The organism is Mycobacterium sp. D16Q16 (assembly GCF_002013745.1).
Taxonomy (GTDB): domain Bacteria; phylum Actinomycetota; class Actinomycetes; order Mycobacteriales; family Mycobacteriaceae; genus Mycobacterium.
Genome location: NZ_MAEY01000006.1, coordinates 23,604 through 41,533 on the forward strand (window position 1 = coordinate 23,604; position 17,930 = coordinate 41,533).

The following is a 17,930-nucleotide window of genomic DNA, read 5'->3' on the forward strand; positions in this document are numbered from 1 at the left end:
CCCCGGTTAGTTGGTGGTGCCGCAGTAGGTGTTGCCGTTGGAGGGCAATCTGCGGGTATTGGTGGCCGGTGTGATGGGTTGGCACAGGGGGCCGGTGAGCATGTTGGCTTTTACCCAGGCGGCTTCGTCGTTGGCGACCCGCAGGCAGGTGTCGTATTGGTCGCCTTGTTGTCCGAATGCTGAGGTGCAGTTGGTGGACATGTTGGCGAACAGGGTGTTGTTGCAGACATCGACCGAGGTCCCGCGTGGTGCAGCGTCTAGGCACATCTGCTGGCGCATGCAGGCGGGCGTGAAGTCCGCGGTGCGGCCGTCCGGTGAGCGGTATTGGCTGGGTCCGCCGGGGCACATACCGTTGTGCCGTTCGGCATAGAGCACGGGGTCCACCCCAGCTGGCCGGTACCTGCCGTCGAGGTCGGTGACGTAATCGGCGGGGACCGTGATGACTTGGGGTGCGTTAACCCCGTTGGGCATGCCGTTCCAGTCGGCGGTCAAGGCTCCTGATGTGGGGGTGTTGGAGGCGCGGTAGGACAGGGTGATCTCGATGGGGAAGGCGAAAATGTTGGCCTGGCCCAGGTTGATCAGGATGTTGGTCTGCTTCGGGAAGCCCGGTCCGATGCCGGGGGTCACGTCGATCGCGGCGCGGTTGGTGTCGCGGGCTACAGGGATGGAGAAGGTGCCGATCACCCGTGATGGGGCGCCGGGGTGGGCGTCGGATTCGACCAGCACCACGTTGGTGCCCTGGCGCAGGTGAGTGCCTTCGGGGATGCGCACCCCGACAGCCATATCCGAGGGCGAGAAGATGGTTTTGCGGCGGATCACGATATCGCCGCCACCACCGGAGAACGGGATCACCTGGTAATCCACATCATTGGAGGTGTAGGTCGCGCCGCCGTCACCGGACCAGGCGGCGGCCTGCAAGGTCATCTCACCGGGGAGGTGGATGGCGATGTTCTTGCCGGCCCAGGTGGTGGGGAAGAAGATGCCGTCCTTGGCGAACATCGGCACCGTGAAATTCGACAGCTCGCGTGCGGCCGCCAACGGCTGGCCCATCCCGTTGCCCTCACCCTGGGGTGCTGAAGACGAGACTTTCGCGCCGCCAATGTTGTTGATGCGGGGCGCATCGGCGGGCATCTCCCGCGGAGCGGGCAGCGGCGGCGGAGTCGGAACCACCGGATCGGCATACGCGCGGCTAGCTGTCATGACCGACCCCTCGGCGGGGATGACCACCAGCCCAACAGCAAGCAGCATCAGCGCAATTCTGAAAACTTTTGTCATTAGAGGTCTTTCGGTTCGCCGTAGACGGTCTGGGTGTCGTTGCCGTTCTCGGTGCGGATCCGGAACGTCGCAAAGGACTGGATCTTCACCTGGCCGCCGCAGCCATCGGCCTCGACGTTCTGGTTACGCACCTGTGAGACGGCGTGCATGTTGCGGAAGTTGATCCGGTCCATCGGCAACTGCGCCAAACCGCCCGGTTTGAGCACGACACGCATGTAGCCGCCGATATGCTCCTGGGCGCCCAGGGAGCCACCCGCCGAGGCGCCGCCGAAACCGCCGCCCTGTCCGCCGCCGCCCCCCGCGCCGCCATTGCCGCCGCCATAGGCCCCGCCGTAGGCTTGGCCGTTGACCTGCTGGCTAAGTGTCAGACCCAGGTCACCGCCGAGCTCCACACCCGAAGACGAGTCGGTGCGACAGCCCACGAAATATCCGGTTTCCAGTTGTGCGTCCTGAATAACCGCCGCGCCGGCACCGCTGATGGTGGCCTCCGCGCGGTAAGACACCCGGGCCTGCCACGAGTTGCTCGCCCCGGCGATGTTGTCGATGTGATCGATCACCTCATTGGTCATCGTCAACCCCACCGTCCAGCCGTCATCGGTCACGAACTGCTGCTGCTGATCGGGCATCACCTGCGGATCGGCAACCGCGCAGGGCGTACCAATCAAGATCACGGCCGCAACTGACGCTGATGTTGCGGCTGCAACACAGCGCTTCGAGCGCCTGGGCGTTAATGCACTAGTCAACCGTCTATCTCCCCGTCTGGACACAACCTGAGGGTTGGATGCCACGCTTTGCGGCGGCACATGCAGATGTATATCAGTCAACGATTGCTGTAGCAACACTTACTGGAAAGACTATGCCTATAGTGCGGTTACTGGTCAAGGATTGCGGTACGTTGATCTCTGGGTGGGAAAGCCAACGAACGGATGGGGTACATGGCGAGCAAGGATGACGGAATACACGTTGCTGAAGACATGCGGCATGAGAGCCTGGCCGCTAAGCTCACCAAGTTGTACGAGGTGATGAGTCCCGCAGGCGAACCACCGTCAGATGCGACGGTCGCCGACGGAATCTTCGAGAAGACGGGGGTCCAGATGAGTGCGCCATACCTGTGCCTGCTGCGCACCGGCAAGCGCACCAACCCCACCGTGCAGAACGTGCAAGCCATCGCCGAGTACTTCGGCGTGCCCGCGTCCTACCTCATTGATGCCGGCGCCGATGCCGCCGTCGAATCTGAGCTTCGTCTCGTCAAGGCCATGCGCGACAACGGCATCCGCGATATCGCCACCCGACTCTCCGGGCTCACACCCGAATCCATCGGGAACCTGGCCGGCATCGTGGACCGTCTACGCGAGCTGGAAAACCTGCCCCCGATCGGACCCCCTGATGAGACTTCGACGTAAACGCCCGCAGCACAACGGCTCACCCGAAGCCGACATGCGCCAGCTCATCGGCCAGCTGCCCGTACCCGACCCGTTCGACCGGGCGACGTTCATTGCTGCCGTCGAACAACTGCGCGGTCGCCGGATCACGCTCCTGCCTGTGGACGCCGCACTCCTGGCTGGAAGCGCCTGCGGCCTGTGGTTGGTCCGCGAACACGACGACATCGTTCTCTACCAAGACGGAACCTCCAGGCTGCACGCCGACCAAATCATCTTGCACGAACTAGGCCACATGCTGCTCGGTCACGATAAGAGCGCGAAAACAGATACAGCACAGATGGTCTCAGCGCTCACACCCAACCTCGACCCGGGCACCGTCAAAGCGGCCCTGGGCCGCAGCGCCTACAACACCGCCGCCGAACATGACGCCGAAATGTTCGCCAGCCTCATCCTCAGCCACACACCCAAAGACCGAACCCTCACCGACATCCTGCTGGGCAACCAGTGACCAGTGCGATACCGGGCCTCATCTCGTGGCCCGTCTTCGCCTGTTTTGTGTTGGTGCTCGCATTTCGACGGCGTTGGCTCAGCACCGGGCTCGCCGCCCGCCACCGCAATCGCGCACTGACGTACCTTGCCGCCACCCATCTGGCCAGCGAACCACAGGTGCAACACCTGCTCGCCGCCACTATCCCCAGCACGATCGGCACCACCTCCCAAATCCCCCTCGCACTGCTACTGCTGACATGCCCCGAGGTCATCGGCATCATCGCGATGACCGACGGCATCGACCCCGACGCCCTGGTCCGTGGCTACCGCCATTACCGGATCTCCACCGTCGTCACCCTGATCGTGCTCTACTTCGTGGCCGTCGACCCCCGCAGGCAGGATCAACCCATCGCCCTGGCCAGCGACAACTCTGAAGTGCTGGCCGCCGCCATCTGGTCGGTCCTGTCGGTCGCCGCAGCCACCGTGATCCTGTCGCAGCTCGCCAAGAACCTGCGCGACACACACACCACCACGGCCCAACGCCTCATCGCCGTCGAACTGAGCGCCATCGCCGCGTTCATATGCTTACCTGGCTTGAGCATCTTCACCCTGGCTCTACTCGAGCGCCTGCACCTAGCCCACACCCTGCCTGTGCGCCAAGCCATCTACTCCTACGCCGGCTTCGGCGCCCTGCTCCTGGCCCTACCGCTAGCGTTCGGACCCTGCGTCGTGGCCGCACAAGCACTCCTGCACCGCGACGCCAACGGCCGCACCTGGAGGAAACTCCACCCCCTATGGACCGACCTCACCACCGCCTACCCCGACATCGTCCTCAACGCGTCCCCGCAACGATTTCAACCGGTCACCGACTTCCAGTTGCACCGCGTCGTCATCGAAATCCGTGACGCCCTCATGCAACTGGCCCCCCACATCACCGAACTCACCGACAACGACCGACAACGACTCGCTCATGCCTGCGGACCACAGGCCGTCATCCAGAGCGGTCTGCAGGCGTTACAGATAGCCAACGCCATCGCACACCCAACCAGCACAGACCCGTCGCCCACCAACAGCGCACCCCTCGCGACCACCGCGACCCGCGACGACGAACTCACCCAGCTCATCGACATCGCCGCCTGGTGGCCGACAGTCACGCACATCGCGCAAGAACAGAGTCGGGTTCGGTCGTATTCGTAAATTGGCAGGCAGATCAGTTTGCCAGTAAGTTCATAACGCCTAAATATTGACTGATACAGCTATCCGGGCTTACGGTCGCATCCAGGGCCCGGTTCAAGGTCCGCCAACCGGCCTATCTGGTGGCCGCGAAAGGATGGTGCGTAATGGTCAATGTGTCTGATCAGCCGGTGCGGAGCCTGGATCCGTACGTCCTGTATGTACACGACCTGGTCGGATTCGGGGTTATGTATCAACACACCACAACCACCATCACGGTCCGCAAATCCAGTGCCGAAATGCGCGTCGCAGACAATCGCTGGCCGGCGGAGTCGGTCATCACGCGCCCCGTGAGTGCGGAGGTTTGGGATCGATTCGTTGATGCCGTGATCACGATCGTGCAGACGGCGCCCTCGCCGCCCGCACAGGCTAAGCAGGGGTATCCGATCGACGTCAACTACTCGCTTAGCTACCTCGGTACGCACACGGTCTATCCGACCGCACATGTGCATGTGGTCAACAACGCCGCCGATGCGACCGCCGAGGCCATCACCGCGGCGTTCGCGCCCATCCGGCAATTGTTCGATGCCGCCGAGCCCAACCCGCTTGCCGCGGCTGTCGATTTGTAATCGCCCGATTCGGCCGCATGAGGCCCATCCGCATGTGCAAATCTGCACAGAACAACTCGGGAACAGCGCGGCAGTATGCACATTCCGACGTGGGCCCGCCCGCGCTCGGATGACCAATCCACGTATGCCTCAGCAAGACGCGAGTGCAGTTTTGTTTGCTAGCGTTATCGCAGGTGCGCGCCTATCGGCGCTAAGCCAACTAACTTAGGGGTGATGGTGAAGGTTGTCTGGATTGTCGCCATACTGGCGGCGGCATCGCTTACGGCACAGGCTTGTTCAGATACGCCAGCGCGCACACCGGCGGCTGATTCCTCGGACTCGGCTCCCTCTGGTTCGCTCGACACCGGAACGTACCCGGTGACGCCCGGACCCGCGCTGGGCAAGGCTGGGTCCGATGTCGTCGGGCGGCGAATTGAGGCGCAACGGATGTCGAGCGCGGTGATCGGCCCCTGGGAGGTGGATCCCGATCTGAATCGCAAGGATATGCCGAACGCGGTCATGAAGTCCGAAGCACTACGTGATGTCTTCAGTCAAGAGGCGGTGCGCATCGCCATCGACCACGGCTACGTCACGGGATTCGCAAATGCCCGTTCCACCAACGACTCTGCGATACCGCATGACCGACGGCTGAAGAATTTCGTCATGAGATTTCCCGACGCCGATGCTGCGGCGGCTGCCGCTCCGTTACTGGCGGCCGCGGATCGGTTTGGGCCAGGGCCGGTCTCGCCGATTTCCATACCGGGCCATCCGGACACGCACGCGGCTGCGGGAGTCAACGACAAGGGCAAGCACGTGGTGGCGGCTTTCACCCCGCGGGGTCCGTTTGTGTTGCACGAGTGGGGGGAAGCGTCATCGACTGAGACCGCTGCCCAGCTAGTAAGCGCGACGCTGGACAAGCAGCTTCCCGCAATCGACGAGTTCACACCCACCAATGTCGCGGAGTTGGTGAACCTGCCGCGCGATCCGTCGGGATTGGTAGCGCGCACCATCCAGCAGAAGGAACAGAAGAGCATCAACTCCGGGTATGCCTACGACCGACGCGGCTCACTGAACTTCACGCTCGATCCGATTGCCATGGCCGCGATCGAAGATGACGCGGGGGTTGAGCTGATGTCTGGCGGTGCGGCAACGGTTTTCCAAACCAAGGAGGCCGCCGCGGCGCGCCGTATGGTGGACGGGTTGATCACGCTGGCAGCCAAGGGGCGGCCCGGGCAGGCAGGTTCCACACCCACCGATGCCATTCCGAATCTGCCGGATAGCCAATGCGTGGCGGACGAGAGCAGCAACACCTGTTACACGACGGTGGACCGTTACGTCATCGAAGCGGGTCAGCGCGAACTCCAGGACGCACAACAGCTTGCCGCCGCGCAGTATCAGGTCTTGCACAGCACGTAGCCGCCAGCGTCACTCCCCTCGGAGCAGGGTGAGAAATGCCCCGATCGGAGTCGGCGGCGGCGAATCGCCCATCCGGCCGACAGACGTCAGCGACGCCCTGGCCCAGGATGGTCGGGCGTCCAGCACCCCGCAGGGGGTACCGACCTCACAAGTCGGCCTCGTCAAGGGTCATGGCTACTCGCCCGTGCGGGGTATGAATCACGCCAGGGCAGCGGTCGCCTGCGAGCTGGGCTAACGCACGCGTATCGGTACTCACTCGACCATGCCACCGATACGGTCCGCCGATCGGTTCGAGGTAGCCGCGTAGCTACGCCCAGTTGTTCAGCGCGAGTGCCCTATTCGACCCACCCGCCACGTTGATGACTGTCGGCGAGGTCTCAAACTGCCACGCTGCTACTCGCGGGGCGCAACCGCCCGATGATCCCGTCGAGGTCGAGCATGAACATGTTGGGCCGGAAGACGTGGCCGCCGGGCTCCTCACGAAATTCGTGTGGGATGTCGGCGTCGCTGAGGCGTCCGCGGAACTCTCGCTGGCCGGCAAGCACCTGGGTCTCCTGCACGGTGTCGAACCAGTTGACCGGATCCGGACTGGTACCCGCGACTAAGAAGATCCGCTTGTTTCGGTAACTCTCGATCCGCTCGACCGGGTTGTCGGCACTGACCCTGGCCTCGTCCCACGGCACGCCGTAGACGGTTGCGCCGCCCAGTTCGACGGCGGCAGAACTCAAGTTGGCCCAATGCACGACGAGGCCGCCGTCCCGGCGAAGACTCGCCGGGCCCGAATGGCTACTCACCGAGGCGAAGTGGCCGTAATACTTGGCCGCGTACTTCAGCGCACCGAACCCACCCATCGAAAACCCCGAAACCGCGCGGCCGTCGTACTCAGCGTACGTTCGGAAGTTCGCCTCGATCCAGGGGATCAGCTGGGCCATGTGAAACGTCTCCCAGTTTCGGGGGCCGACGAACGAGCCGACTGGGTTGCAGTACCAACCCGCCTGCCCGCCGTCAGGCATCACCACGATGATCGGTTTTCCGGCGGTCAGGTCGCGGATGCCCAGAAAGTCGAACTGGCGGAAGTCCGCGGCACCGCCGTGGAGCATGTAGAGGACGGGATAGGTGCGTCCACTGGTGCGATAGTCATCGGGCAGCAGGACGTTGACGCCCGGGTTCCAGCCGATTGCGTCGGTCCGGAATCGGTAGTACCACAGGCGCGGATCGTTCTCGTTGCGGTCCACGATCGTCAGCCCAAACCCGTCACTGCGCCCGAGAAATATGACCAGTGCCCGCCCGACGTTCATGGCGGCGGGATCGGCAATGCCGTTGACGGCGGCGATCAGCCGATAAAGCTCCGCATCACCATAAAAACGCAACGCCAACGCCGACAACGTGTCTCCCGCAACCACCGTGTATCTCGTGACATCGGGGATGACCAACCGCTGCCCCACACCAATGACGGCAGGATCGGCGATCCCGCTGGCGGCGGCGATCAGCCGATAAAGCTCCGCATCACCATAAAAACGCAACGCCAATTGCCACAGTGTGTCCCCCGAGACCACGGTATGTGTTCTGACCATTTGGCTCACCCCTCACGTTGAGACTGGCCCGAGTACCGTCAGTGAAGACGGCCGATCTGACACCATCAATTGTAGGCGCCCTAGAGCGGAAAGCTTGAGTTACAAGACATCACATGCATATCACGGATATCGCGTACTCACGTCCCTCGCGCGCGGGTGCCGACTAGCCGATCTGTTTGGCCTGCACCAGCGGCTTCGCGCCACAGGTCGCGCCGCGCTGAAGTTCGCTGGTACTCCTCGGCGATCAGGACCGCGCGAAGTCGAATCACGCCTTAGAGGCATGCCCATGTCAGCCAATGCATCTTTGGCAAAATGTTTATGTAATAACCATTCTCGCGACTGGCGTTGCCGCGCGGTTCTTGTCCTAGCGCCCGCGTAGAATTTGGGTACGCATCGGATCTCAGCGTCCGCACTGCGCGTTCGATCGCGTCAACGGTTGGCATTCCACTGTTACCGATGATGCGAGGAAGGACCCGCTATGCCGCAGACGGGACCTTGGACCGGCGACCCGGTCTGGATTGTCGACATCCTGCGCGCTGCGGGCGTCAACCCCATCGAGTATCCCGGCTGGCGTAGCCGCGGGCACGGCGACTTCAAAGATATTCGCGGTGTCATGGTGCACCACACCGGATCCGATAGCGCCAGCGCCGCCTCGATCGCCCACGGTCGCCCCGACCTTGCAGGGCCGCTGTCGCAGCTCCACATCGCGCGGGATGGCTCGGTGACCGTGGTAGCGGTCGGCGTTGCGTGGCACGCGGGCGTTCGCATGTATCCGTGGTTGCCGACCAACATGGGCGATTGGCACCTGATCGGCATCGAATGCGCAAACACCGGTACTAGCCCTACCGCTCCACACCGCCAGAATTGGCCCAACGCCCAATATTTCGCCTTGGTCAATTGCTGTGCGGCGATCAACCGACGGCTGGCACAGACCTCTGCCCGCACGATCGGGCATAAGGAGTATGCCGGTCGCGCCCAGGGCAAGTGGGATCCGGGCGCCATCGACATGGATATCCTGCGACGCGACATCCAGGACCAGATCGGCCGCCTTGCCAAAGCCAGCCCCGACACCGCCCGTGCCGGTTAGTAAGTGCGCCGATATTCTGCAGCTCCAAGGGGCCCCAGATCGCCCAACTTCAGCGCCTCTCGACGAGCAAGGTCACGTAGCCGACGGGATCTTCGGCCCGACACCGAGGCTGCCATTAGGGAGTCCAACGCCAGACTCGTGGCCTCGAGATCTGGCCCACAACGTGGAGTCCAGCACTACTCGGTAACCGATCCCCCATCCGGAGATAGCTCACCGGCCTGGCGGTACCGAACTATCTTGGGGGGCTGGAGGGTTCGGGCCTTGCCCAACGATGCGCTCCTGAAGCCGGTACAGGGTGTATTTGAAGCTACCGACAAAGTAGGCCCAGTCTGCCTGCTTGGGTCCGTGGTAATCGGTGGAGCCCTTGTTGCCTGCATCGTCGAGGTTACCCAGTGCGAGCTTGGCGATATTGATGTCGTGTGCTTGCGCACTACCGGCGTTGGCCTTAATGAGCATTGGTATCAGCCGGTTGAGTGCGACCAGGCTGGTGTCGGGGCTCACCGCGATGTCATTGAAGCCGCGCGCGATCGAGTTGAAGTCGGCGAGTGTGCTGCGGCCGTCGGTGCCCTGGATTGATGGGAGCTTCGCAAGTTGGTCGCTGATCTGCCCGCTCTTGTTGGCCAGGTCGCCGATCTGATTGGCATCGATCGCCTGCACGCCCGGGGCCGATGCCTCGAGCAGATCGTTGATTGTCTTCTCTCGTGACGAAATCGAGGCGGCCAGTTGGGACGTCTTATCCAATGAATTTTGAATCTGTACCGAACGCTTGTTGAGAGTGTCCAGCAGCTGATTCGATTGCCCCACAATGTCTCCCAGAGTTCGACCATTGTCTGCCGAAGCCTTGCCGAGCCCGTTGACCAGATGGGTCAAGTTACGCACCACACCACCGTTGACCAATACCGCTGCTGAACTGAGCACACCTTCCACGGAGGCAGCCGACGACGTGGTTTGTAGGTCGAGAACGTCGCCGTCCTTAAGGAGTTCCGCAGATGGCTGATTGGGCGGTTCGAGGGCTACGAACACGTCACCCAATGGGGTTGCACTGCGCAGCTGGGCGGTTGAGCCGATTGGCAGGCGTACACCCCTGAGTATCCGAAGCTTGACGACGGCCACATCGTCGATGGCCTCGATGGATTCGACCTCGCCGATATCTGCGCCCTTGAGGCGAACTTTTGCCAAATCTGGCAGATTCAGCGCATTGGCGAACTTTGCAGTCACCACATACGCATCGGAGCCGATACCTGGCGCCGGTAGGTCAAGACTCTCCAGCGTCGGCGGATCGCATGCCGACACCGTCATTGCCAGTAAAGCTGCTGCGACGGCTTGAATGGCTGTGCGGACGCGAAGAGACGACCCCGCTGCCACTGAGCGGATGGGGACAACCGTACCAGAATTTATCTGGGAATGCGCGTCCCATGCCATCGCGCAACCGTACCAAGAGAAGCTGCGTGAAACCGTCTCGCTATCGCCTGAAAGTCAGTGATCTCCACTACATGGCGGGTGTGTGCCCCAGAAGGCCGGGGGCGGGCCGCTGCTGCCGTGGCCGGACTTACTGTCGCCTCGAGTGGCGGAATTGACTCAACGCGTGCAACGAACGAGGCGTGGCCCGGGAGATCGGTGATGAGCGGCAGCACCGTGAAGTACGGACCATCTAGAACGGTCTAGAGTTTGCTATCGGGGAGCACTCTCCCGGCGCTGCAGTGCACCAAAGACACTCTTCGACGTGCTGGCCGTCCGATTTAGGACACCCAGCCCCAGCAATGCTTATTGTTTAGGGATCAATTTTGCCATGCTTCAGAGAAGGCGGCACCGCCGGTGGTCATGACGCCTTCGGCAAGCATCCGGGACTTGGTGGTGCGGGTGATGCCCTCGATTCTCAGTGGCCGTAAGGACGGGCTGACGCGGATCGATGAGTTCGAGGCCCGCCACGTCGAGGAGACCGGCACCAAACTGCTGCAGCGCTCACAGGTGGTCGCCGGCGACGGCGACCCGAGTAGGCGACAGCAGCCTGACGCTGCCTATCCCAGCAACAGACGAAACGGGCGAATCTCGACGCCAACGCGCAGGCGATGAAGTGCACGCCGTCACCTGGTCCGGAACCCATACGATCCGGCATTCCAACATGACAGCACTACTGTGCTCGATGGAAGTCAAATCGTCAGCCGTGCAACGGATTAAAGCGTTAGTGCAGTCCGTCGGTCGGTGACCGCTCTGTGGCGCAGGCGATACAGACCCGCGTCGGGCGCCGCCTATTGATCGCGGCTTGGCTAGTCGTTTCCGGTTAGCTTGTCCTTGACGGCCTCAACACCCTCTTTGACCTTATCGGCAGCCTCAGCGATCTTCTGCTTAGCAGAGGCGATCCCCTGCTCGGCTTGTCCCTCAGCTTTCAGATCGTCGTCGTTGGTGACGGACCCGGCGGCTTCCTTAGCGCGGCCCTTAAGATCATCGAACTTGTTCTGGGCGTCATCAGTAATTCCCATGTTTCCCAACCTTTCTCACGATGTCGTGCAGCGAGACAAGCGTCTCGCTTTTGGAATGGCCAACTCCGCTGTTGTCAGCAGCACGGGTCGTCTGCGGCGTTTTGAGGGTCACCGACGACGCGAGCCCGTGCTGACGTTTCTACTGGTTGCTCAGTTTGTCAGTGAGACTTTCGCATCGGCATCGCCCGCTTTGAAAGTGATCGTTCCGTGCTCAAAGGTGGACTTGAACGAGCCGTCAGTCTCGGTCACCTCATCGGCCGTGGGATAGCCGAGTTTGCCTTGTGAGGCTTGATTGTCGTTCCAGGTGTCTCGGATCTTGCCCCACACGAAATAGACCGGCTCTCCATTGCGGTAGATCAGCACGCCGCCGTCAAACTGCTGATAGACGCCGCTCCGATCCAGGGTCTCCTTCTGATTGTCGTACGGTGCGCCCAGGTCCTTCTTCTGAACATCATTCAGGGTGTTCCACTTGGCGAGGATTGGTCCCTCCAGGGTGTAAGGCGTGCCGTTTTTACCCGGAATCTGTGTGGTGCTGGGCTTTTCGGAGGGCGAAGCGGTGATGGAAGAAATCGCCGACGAAGCGGCCGAGCTAGCAGAACTGAGCGAAGGCGCGTCACCAGTCTTGTGTGAGCAGCCCACCGCAACTGAGGCAATGACGCCTACTGCGACGGGCAACGCGGTGACATGCAGATTCTTGATGCGCATCTACTTCTCTCCCTTGGTGTGTGATCGATCTTCCGCGAAAAACGCGTACTGCACTCATGCCGATCTCGCGCCGGCAAGACATCTATGAACGAACCTCGGATGTCCGACGATGCTAGCAATTGTTTACAGAATAAACTAGGGTTGTGGCTATGACGGGTAAGCCTTCAAACCGCCACCGGATGTTGGGACGAGCGCTGGTGGTGTGCGGGGTCGTGACTTTGTTCGGCGGCACCATCACCACCAATCACGGCAGCCACGATGGCGTCGTTTCCACGGTGATGGCCCTGCCCGGCAACTCCGAGGTGGCCGATCCTGACAGCGATTCTTCCGGGGGTTCGGACGTGACCGGTCCCATCGGAAACTCTGACCGTTCCGACGTGACGGGCCCCATCGGTGGTTCACCCAGCGGTCCCGTCGGCAATTCCGCCAACTCGAACGTCCCCCCCATCGGTGGTCCCGGCGGCGGTTCCGCAGGCGGTTCCTCCAACGGTCCCGCTGGCGTGAACGGAGCCGCGGGTGGGGTCCCCAGCGGCCCCGCCGACATGAACGGCACCGTCGGCGGGGGTCCCGGCACCCAGTGATTTCAGCGACCACAACCAGCATTGCCAGCTAATCTCGCGACGCAACATCGCAACAACGAAGACTCGGCGGCCACACGTTAGATGCTGGGTAGTGCGCTCGAGCTGGTGGGCATCTGGGCCCGTTAAGACCCGCGCTGGCGGCGGCGCTGCGTACCGGGCGCGCCTAACAAAACTATCGCGCTGCTTCATGACGGCCAGCGTCGGTACTGACCCATGTAATAGCCACCAAACCCCGGGCGCTTCAAGTTGATAACGATATGAAACCTCAGTGGTTGCAATGCGATACGTGAGCCCTGAGTACTTGCTGGGCGCCACTATGTTCACTGGGTGCACCGTCGAACGGCCCTGAAGATTCCGCTGGTGCTGGCAGCAGCGACTCTCCCCCAGATACTGGCTCCTCTTTCGGTGATCCCGCGGGCGACGGCCGCGCCAGGCCAATGGCCGGTTGAACGCGCCAACGCGTGGTACCAGGCGCAGGGTTGGCTGGTCGGCACCAACTTCATCACCTCGAACGCGATCAACCAACTCGAGATGTTCGCGCCGGACACCTATGACGCGCGGCGCATCGACAGCGAGTTGGGGGCGTGCCGGCTACTGGGGTTCAACACCGTACGGGTGTTCTTGCACGATCTGCTGTGGGCCCAGGACCGCGCCGGATTCCAGAACCGGCTGTCGCAATTCGTCGGGATCGCCGCGCGCCAGAGCATCAAGCCACTGTTCGTCTTCTTCGACTCGTGCTGGGATCCAAATCCTCAGCTAGGAGCCCAGCGGGCGCCGACGCCGGGCGTGCACAACTCGGGCTGGGTACAGAGCCCGGGGGCGCACCGCATCGACGACCCGCGCTACCGCGGGGCGCTGAAAGATTACGTGGTGGGCGTCATGAGCCAGTTCCGCAGCGACAACCGGATCCTGGGCTGGGACCTGTGGAATGAGCCGGACAACCCGGCCAAGCAGTACCGCAAGGTGGAGCGCAAAGACAAGATCGACGCCGTCAGCGGGCTGCTTCCGCAGGTATTCAGCTGGGCACGTTCGGTCAATCCCGTGCAGCCGTTGACCAGTGGGGTGTGGCAGGGCAGCTGGGATCGCGGAAGCCGTAGTGAGATGGCCGGTTTCCAACTCGATAACTCCGACGTCATCTCGTTCCACTCGTATGCGGGCCCCACCGAGTTCGAGGCCCGCATCAACGAGCTCGCTCCGCTGGGCCGACCGATCCTGTGCACCGAGTACCTGGCCCGCGACCAGGGCAGCACCGTCGAGGGCGTGCTCCCCGTTGCGAAGCGGCACAACGTCGGTGCGTACAGCTGGGGGCTGGTGGCAGGCAAGACCCAGACCTACTTCCCGTGGGATTCCTGGGACAAGCCTTACACCAAGGTTCCGGACGTGTGGTTCAGCGATCTACTACAGCCGGACGGGCGGCCGTATCGCGACGCCGAGTATCAGACGCTGCGAAAGCTGACTACGCGCGTGTAAGCATGGCGACCAGCCTTGTTTATGAAGCGCGTGGGATATTTGGCGTCTAGCAAGGCGGGCCGCGCGGTCGCGGTGCCGGGCGGTGATTTGGATCCCAAACTCAATGCCGTTCAACAACATCGGGTGGTGCGACAACCGAATGTAGTTACCGCGCCATGTTGGTGAAGCGCGACAGATGCAGCTGGTGCGCGACGGTAATCGTGGCCGTGGGGCCGTTACGGTGCTTGCCGAGAATCAGGTCGGCCTCGCCGCCGCGCGGATCATCCCGCTCGAACGCGTCCGGGCGGTGCAACAGGATGACCATGTCGGCGTCCTGTTCCAGCGAGCCGGATTCACGAAGGTCGGACACCTGCGGGCGCTTATCGGTGCGCTGCTCGGGACCACGGTTCAGCTGACTGATCGCGATGACCGGAACTTCGAGCTCCTTGGCCAACAGCTTCAGATTTCGGGAGAACTCCGAGACTTCCTGCTGACGGGATTCGTGCTTCTTGCCGGAGGTCATCAGCTGCAGGTAGTCCACCACCACCAGCTTGAGTCCGGCCTTCTGGTTGAGCCGCCGCGCCTTGGCGCGGATCTCCATCATGGTCAGGTTGGGGGAGTCGTCGATGTAGAGCGGCGCCTCGCTGATCTCACTCATCCGCCGCGCCAGCCGCGTCCAGTCGTCATCGCTCATCCGGCCCGAACGCATATCACCCAGCTTGATCTTCGCCTCGGCCGAAAGCAGTCGCATGACGATCTCGGTCTTGCTCATTTCCAGGGAGAAAATGACGCTGGGCAGCTGGTGCTTGATCGAGCACGACCGCATGAAATCCAGGCCCAAGGTCGACTTACCGACACCGGGTCGCGCCGCCACGATGATCATCTGACCCGGGTGCAGACCATTGGTGATCTCGTCCAGATCGGTGAAGCCCGTCGGCACGCCCTTGGACATGCCGCCGGCGGACGCGATCGCGTCGATCTCGTCCATCGTCGGCTGCAGCAGCTCTTCCAACGGTACGTAGTCTTCCGACATCCGCCGATCGGTGACGTCGTAGACCTCGGCCTGGGCGCGGTCCACCACCTCAGCCACATCGGCACCCTCGGCGCCGGCATACCCGTACTGCACCACACGGGTCCCGGCCTCCACGAGCCGGCGTAGCAGTGCCTTCTCGGCGACGATGCCCGCGTAGTACCCGGCGTTGGCGGCGGTCGGCACGGTAGAGATCAGCGTGTGCAGATACGGCGCCCCGCCCACCCGGCGCAGCTGCCCGCGCCGGTCCAGCTCGGCGGCCACGGTCACCGCATCGGCGGGCTCTCCCCTGCCGTACAAATCGAGGACAGCCTCATACACGCTCTGATGATTGGGCCGGTAGAAATCGTGCGGCCGCAGCTTCTCCAGCACATCGGCGATGGCGTCTTTGGACAACAGCATCCCGCCCAGCACGGACTGCTCGGCAGCCACATCCTGAGGTGGTTGACGGCCGAACTCCTCCTCGGGAGGAGCAACCGGACCGGAATGGCCCAGATCGTCGACTATTGCCACGGCGCGCGGTCCTCCTACTCACATCAAGTCGAACACATGATCGCGGCAAGGTCCGACAAGTACGGTTCATCCCGGCGCGCCGCGGTAGACGTTAGATGTTGCTAGCGACCCTGCCAAGTGGCCCTGTGGATGAGCCTGGGCATGGGGTGTGGACTACTGTCCAACCCGGTGTTAGGGGGTTGGGGACAACCTGGGGATAGATACCTACATTCCTGCACTTTTCCCAGTTGGCAGCCGGTCAACTAATTGACAGGACTGTGGATGGGAATCCGTCCGGCGTGTCGCATCAGGTTGCGTACTCGGGCGTGTTCTGTTACCCCTCTCAACCCTCTAGGTTAACTAGAGGTAGCTTCGCTGGAGTGGCACACGCGTACAATACGTTCGCCAGCAGATACGGCAACGGCGCCGCGGAAACCCACGGCGCCGTTGACCCGGCACTATTTCGGATCGATCAGCCTGCGGCGACTACATCCACAGTGACCTTGGTCGCCACACCGGCGTGCAGATGCACGTCCAGTGCGTACGAACCGATCTGCTTGATGTGTGCCTTCGGCAGGGTGACGGTCCGCTTGTCCAGGTTCGGTCCACCGGCGGCCTTGATGGCACCCACCACGTCAGCGGCGGTCACCGAACCGAACAGCTTGCCCTCGCCGGCGGTCTTCACCGTCAGCTTCACAGCACCCAGACCCTCGATCGCCTGCTTGATCTCGTGGGCGTGCTCGACGCCGCGGATCTCCTTGGCCTCGCGGGCGCGACGGATGTCGGTGGCCTGGCGCTCCGCACCACGGGTGGCGACAATCGCCAGTCCGCGGGGCAGCAGGTAGTTGCGTCCGTAACCGTCCTTGACCTCAACGGTGTCACCGGCAGTGCCGAGGTGCTCGACCTCGGTCGTCAGAATCAGCTTCATCAGATGTCCCTCCGGTCCTACCGCGTCGCCGAGCTGAACGGCAGCAGGGCTACTTCGCGCGCGTTCTTCACTGCGATCGCGATGTCGCGCTGGTGCTGAACGCAGTTGCCGGTAACCCGGCGGGCACGAATCTTGCCGCGCTCACTGATGTACGTGCGCAGCAGGTTGGTGTCCTTGTAATCGATGTTCAGCGCCTTCTTGGTGCAGAACGCGCACTTACGTGTCTTGACCGGCTTTTCCGGGGCAGGACGGCGCTTAGTCGTCTTGGCCATGGTGAATCTCTTTCTTTCTAGCTAGATAAGTTGTGTCGCCCAGATCAGAAGGGCGGTTCGTCGTCCGCTGCGGTGGAACCGGAGGCCGGGGCGCTGCCCCACGGATCGTCGGCGGGCTCGCTGGGACGGGAAGTCCCGCCGCCACCTCCGCCGCCGAAACCTCCACCGCCGCCACCACCACGCGAGGCCTTGTTGACCTTGGCGGTCGCGTACCGCAGAGACGGGCCGATCTCGTCGACCTCGACCTCCATGACGGTGCGCTTCTCGCCCTCGCGGGTTTCGAAGGAGCGCTGCTTGAGCCGGCCAGTGACGATGACACGGGACCCTCGGGTCAGGCTCTCGGCCACATTCTCGGCGGCCTCACGCCAGATATTGCACCGCAGGAACAGCGCCTCTCCGTCCTTCCACTCCGAACTCTGTCGGTCGAAGATGCGGGGGGTCGACGCCACAGTGAAGTTGGCGACGGCGGCCCCGGACGGGGTGAAACGCAGTTCTGGATCGGCGGTCAAATTTCCGATGACCGTGATGGTGGTGTCACCTGCCACGGTTCCTCCTCGTGTCTGTCAGCTGGCGTGGTTAACCGGCAGCCTACGGAAGTCGACTGACTTCCGTAGGACCTCTAGCGGGCTCCGGTGCGCAGGACCTTGGTCCGTAGCACGGACTCGTTGAGGCCAAGCTGGCGATCAAGCTCCGATACGGTGGCGGGCTCTGCGACCACGTCGATCACCGCGTAGATGCCCTCGGCATGCTTGGCGATCTCGTAAGCAAGACGACGCTTGCCCCAGACCTCTACCTTCGAAACGGTTCCGCCGTCACCCCGGATAACGTTCAAGAACGTATCCAGCGATGGAGCTACGGTGCGCTCGTCAAGGGTTGGGTCGAGAATGACCATGATTTCGTACTGACGCATGAGAAACTCATCACCTCCTGTGGTCTAGTGCGGCCACGGCGTATCCGTGGCAGGAGAGTCGCCTGCGTCGGCAACCGGC

19 protein-coding genes and 2 pseudogenes are annotated in these 17,930 nt (G+C 62.6%); 9 read left to right on the plus strand and 12 right to left on the minus strand.

The features are described from left to right. Positions 1-6: 6 nt before the first annotated feature. Complete coding sequence (locus B4394_RS08755; RefSeq protein ID WP_078314787.1) at positions 7-1,275, minus strand: hypothetical protein; 1,269 nt, start codon at positions 1,273-1,275, stop codon at positions 7-9. After that, positions 1,275-1,901, minus strand: a complete 627-nt coding sequence (locus B4394_RS08760; RefSeq protein WP_286142006.1) for an MspA family porin — start codon at positions 1,899-1,901, stop codon at positions 1,275-1,277. The genes B4394_RS08755 and B4394_RS08760 overlap by 1 nt, the downstream gene beginning before the upstream one ends. A gap of 348 nt (positions 1,902-2,249) precedes the next feature. Between B4394_RS08760 and B4394_RS08765 the strand changes: the two genes are divergently transcribed. The 5 genes from B4394_RS08765 to B4394_RS08785 all read left to right on the plus strand — a co-directional run bounded on the left by B4394_RS08765 (position 2,250) and on the right by B4394_RS08785 (position 6,343). Beyond that, positions 2,250-2,678, plus strand: a complete 429-nt coding sequence (locus B4394_RS08765; RefSeq protein ID WP_139360066.1) for a helix-turn-helix domain-containing protein — start codon at positions 2,250-2,252, stop codon at positions 2,676-2,678. A gap of 34 nt (positions 2,679-2,712) precedes the next feature. After that, a complete protein-coding gene (locus B4394_RS08770; protein ID WP_078314789.1) occupies positions 2,713-3,165 on the plus strand; it encodes a regulator in 453 nt (150 codons plus the stop codon). Continuing rightward, on the plus strand, positions 3,162-4,343 hold the full coding sequence (locus tag B4394_RS08775; protein WP_078314790.1) for an MAB_1171c family putative transporter: 1,182 nt from the start codon (positions 3,162-3,164) through the stop codon (positions 4,341-4,343). Before B4394_RS08770 ends, B4394_RS08775 begins: the two co-directional genes overlap by 4 nt. Positions 4,344-4,486: 143 nt before the next feature. Then, complete coding sequence (locus tag B4394_RS08780; RefSeq protein ID WP_078314791.1) at positions 4,487-4,948, plus strand: hypothetical protein; 462 nt, start codon at positions 4,487-4,489, stop codon at positions 4,946-4,948. 213 nt (positions 4,949-5,161) lie between these two features. Continuing rightward, complete coding sequence (locus B4394_RS08785) at positions 5,162-6,343, plus strand: DUF7373 family lipoprotein (RefSeq protein WP_286142000.1); 1,182 nt, start codon at positions 5,162-5,164, stop codon at positions 6,341-6,343. 145 nt (positions 6,344-6,488) lie between these two features. On the opposite strand, the gene B4394_RS08790 is transcribed toward B4394_RS08785, so the two are convergent. Next, positions 6,489-6,599, minus strand: coding sequence for a hypothetical protein (locus B4394_RS08790; protein ID WP_286142001.1), 111 nt, complete (start codon positions 6,597-6,599; stop codon positions 6,489-6,491). A gap of 121 nt (positions 6,600-6,720) precedes the next feature. Beyond that, the gene (locus B4394_RS08795) at positions 6,721-7,917 is read right to left on the minus strand and encodes an alpha/beta hydrolase-fold protein (protein ID WP_078314792.1); all 1,197 of its coding nucleotides are present in this window, start codon (positions 7,915-7,917) and stop codon (positions 6,721-6,723) included. A 478-nt stretch (positions 7,918-8,395) separates the two neighbouring features. On the opposite strand from B4394_RS08795, the pseudogene B4394_RS08800 reads away from it, so the two are divergent. Next, positions 8,396-9,213, plus strand: a pseudogene (locus B4394_RS08800) (peptidoglycan recognition protein family protein). 1 nt (position 9,214) lies between these two features. On the opposite strand, the gene B4394_RS08805 reads toward B4394_RS08800, so the two are convergent. After that, positions 9,215-10,303, minus strand: a complete 1,089-nt coding sequence (locus B4394_RS08805) for an MlaD family protein (RefSeq protein WP_139360053.1) — start codon at positions 10,301-10,303, stop codon at positions 9,215-9,217. A gap of 528 nt (positions 10,304-10,831) precedes the next feature. Between B4394_RS08805 and B4394_RS26010 the strand changes: the two are divergent. Next, positions 10,832-10,981: pseudogene (locus B4394_RS26010) on the plus strand (carbonic anhydrase); the annotation flags it as partial. A 290-nt stretch (positions 10,982-11,271) separates the two neighbouring features. Here the strand turns inward: B4394_RS26010 and B4394_RS08815 are convergent. Together B4394_RS08815 and B4394_RS08820 are read right to left on the minus strand one after the other, a co-directional pair. Further along, positions 11,272-11,484, minus strand: coding sequence for a CsbD family protein (locus tag B4394_RS08815; protein WP_078312369.1), 213 nt, complete (start codon positions 11,482-11,484; stop codon positions 11,272-11,274). Between the two features lie 150 nt (positions 11,485-11,634). Then, on the minus strand, positions 11,635-12,189 hold the full coding sequence (locus B4394_RS08820) for an LGFP repeat-containing protein (protein WP_078314794.1): 555 nt from the start codon (positions 12,187-12,189) through the stop codon (positions 11,635-11,637). Between the two features lie 149 nt (positions 12,190-12,338). On the opposite strand from B4394_RS08820, the gene B4394_RS08825 reads away from it, so the two are divergent. Both B4394_RS08825 and B4394_RS08830 read left to right on the plus strand, forming a co-directional pair. Continuing rightward, on the plus strand, positions 12,339-12,770 hold the full coding sequence (locus tag B4394_RS08825; RefSeq protein WP_139360054.1) for a hypothetical protein: 432 nt from the start codon (positions 12,339-12,341) through the stop codon (positions 12,768-12,770). A gap of 327 nt (positions 12,771-13,097) precedes the next feature. Further along, on the plus strand, positions 13,098-14,240 hold the full coding sequence (locus B4394_RS08830) for a glycoside hydrolase 5 family protein (protein WP_078314796.1): 1,143 nt from the start codon (positions 13,098-13,100) through the stop codon (positions 14,238-14,240). A gap of 145 nt (positions 14,241-14,385) precedes the next feature. Here the strand turns inward: B4394_RS08830 and dnaB are convergent, their stop codons facing one another. From dnaB to rpsF, 5 genes are all read right to left on the minus strand, one after another. Further along, a complete protein-coding gene (gene dnaB, locus B4394_RS08835; protein ID WP_078312385.1) occupies positions 14,386-15,762 on the minus strand; it encodes a replicative DNA helicase in 1,377 nt (458 codons plus the stop codon). A gap of 451 nt (positions 15,763-16,213) precedes the next feature. After that, positions 16,214-16,669, minus strand: coding sequence for a 50S ribosomal protein L9 (gene rplI, locus B4394_RS08840; RefSeq protein WP_078289820.1), 456 nt, complete (start codon positions 16,667-16,669; stop codon positions 16,214-16,216). 17 nt (positions 16,670-16,686) lie between these two features. Continuing rightward, complete coding sequence (gene rpsR / locus B4394_RS08845; protein ID WP_005064619.1) at positions 16,687-16,941, minus strand: 30S ribosomal protein S18; 255 nt, start codon at positions 16,939-16,941, stop codon at positions 16,687-16,689. A gap of 44 nt (positions 16,942-16,985) precedes the next feature. Further along, on the minus strand, positions 16,986-17,486 hold the full coding sequence (locus tag B4394_RS08850; protein ID WP_078312386.1) for a single-stranded DNA-binding protein: 501 nt from the start codon (positions 17,484-17,486) through the stop codon (positions 16,986-16,988). 74 nt (positions 17,487-17,560) lie between these two features. Continuing rightward, positions 17,561-17,851, minus strand: coding sequence for a 30S ribosomal protein S6 (gene rpsF / locus B4394_RS08855; RefSeq protein ID WP_030097640.1), 291 nt, complete (start codon positions 17,849-17,851; stop codon positions 17,561-17,563). Positions 17,852-17,930 lie beyond the last annotated feature (79 nt).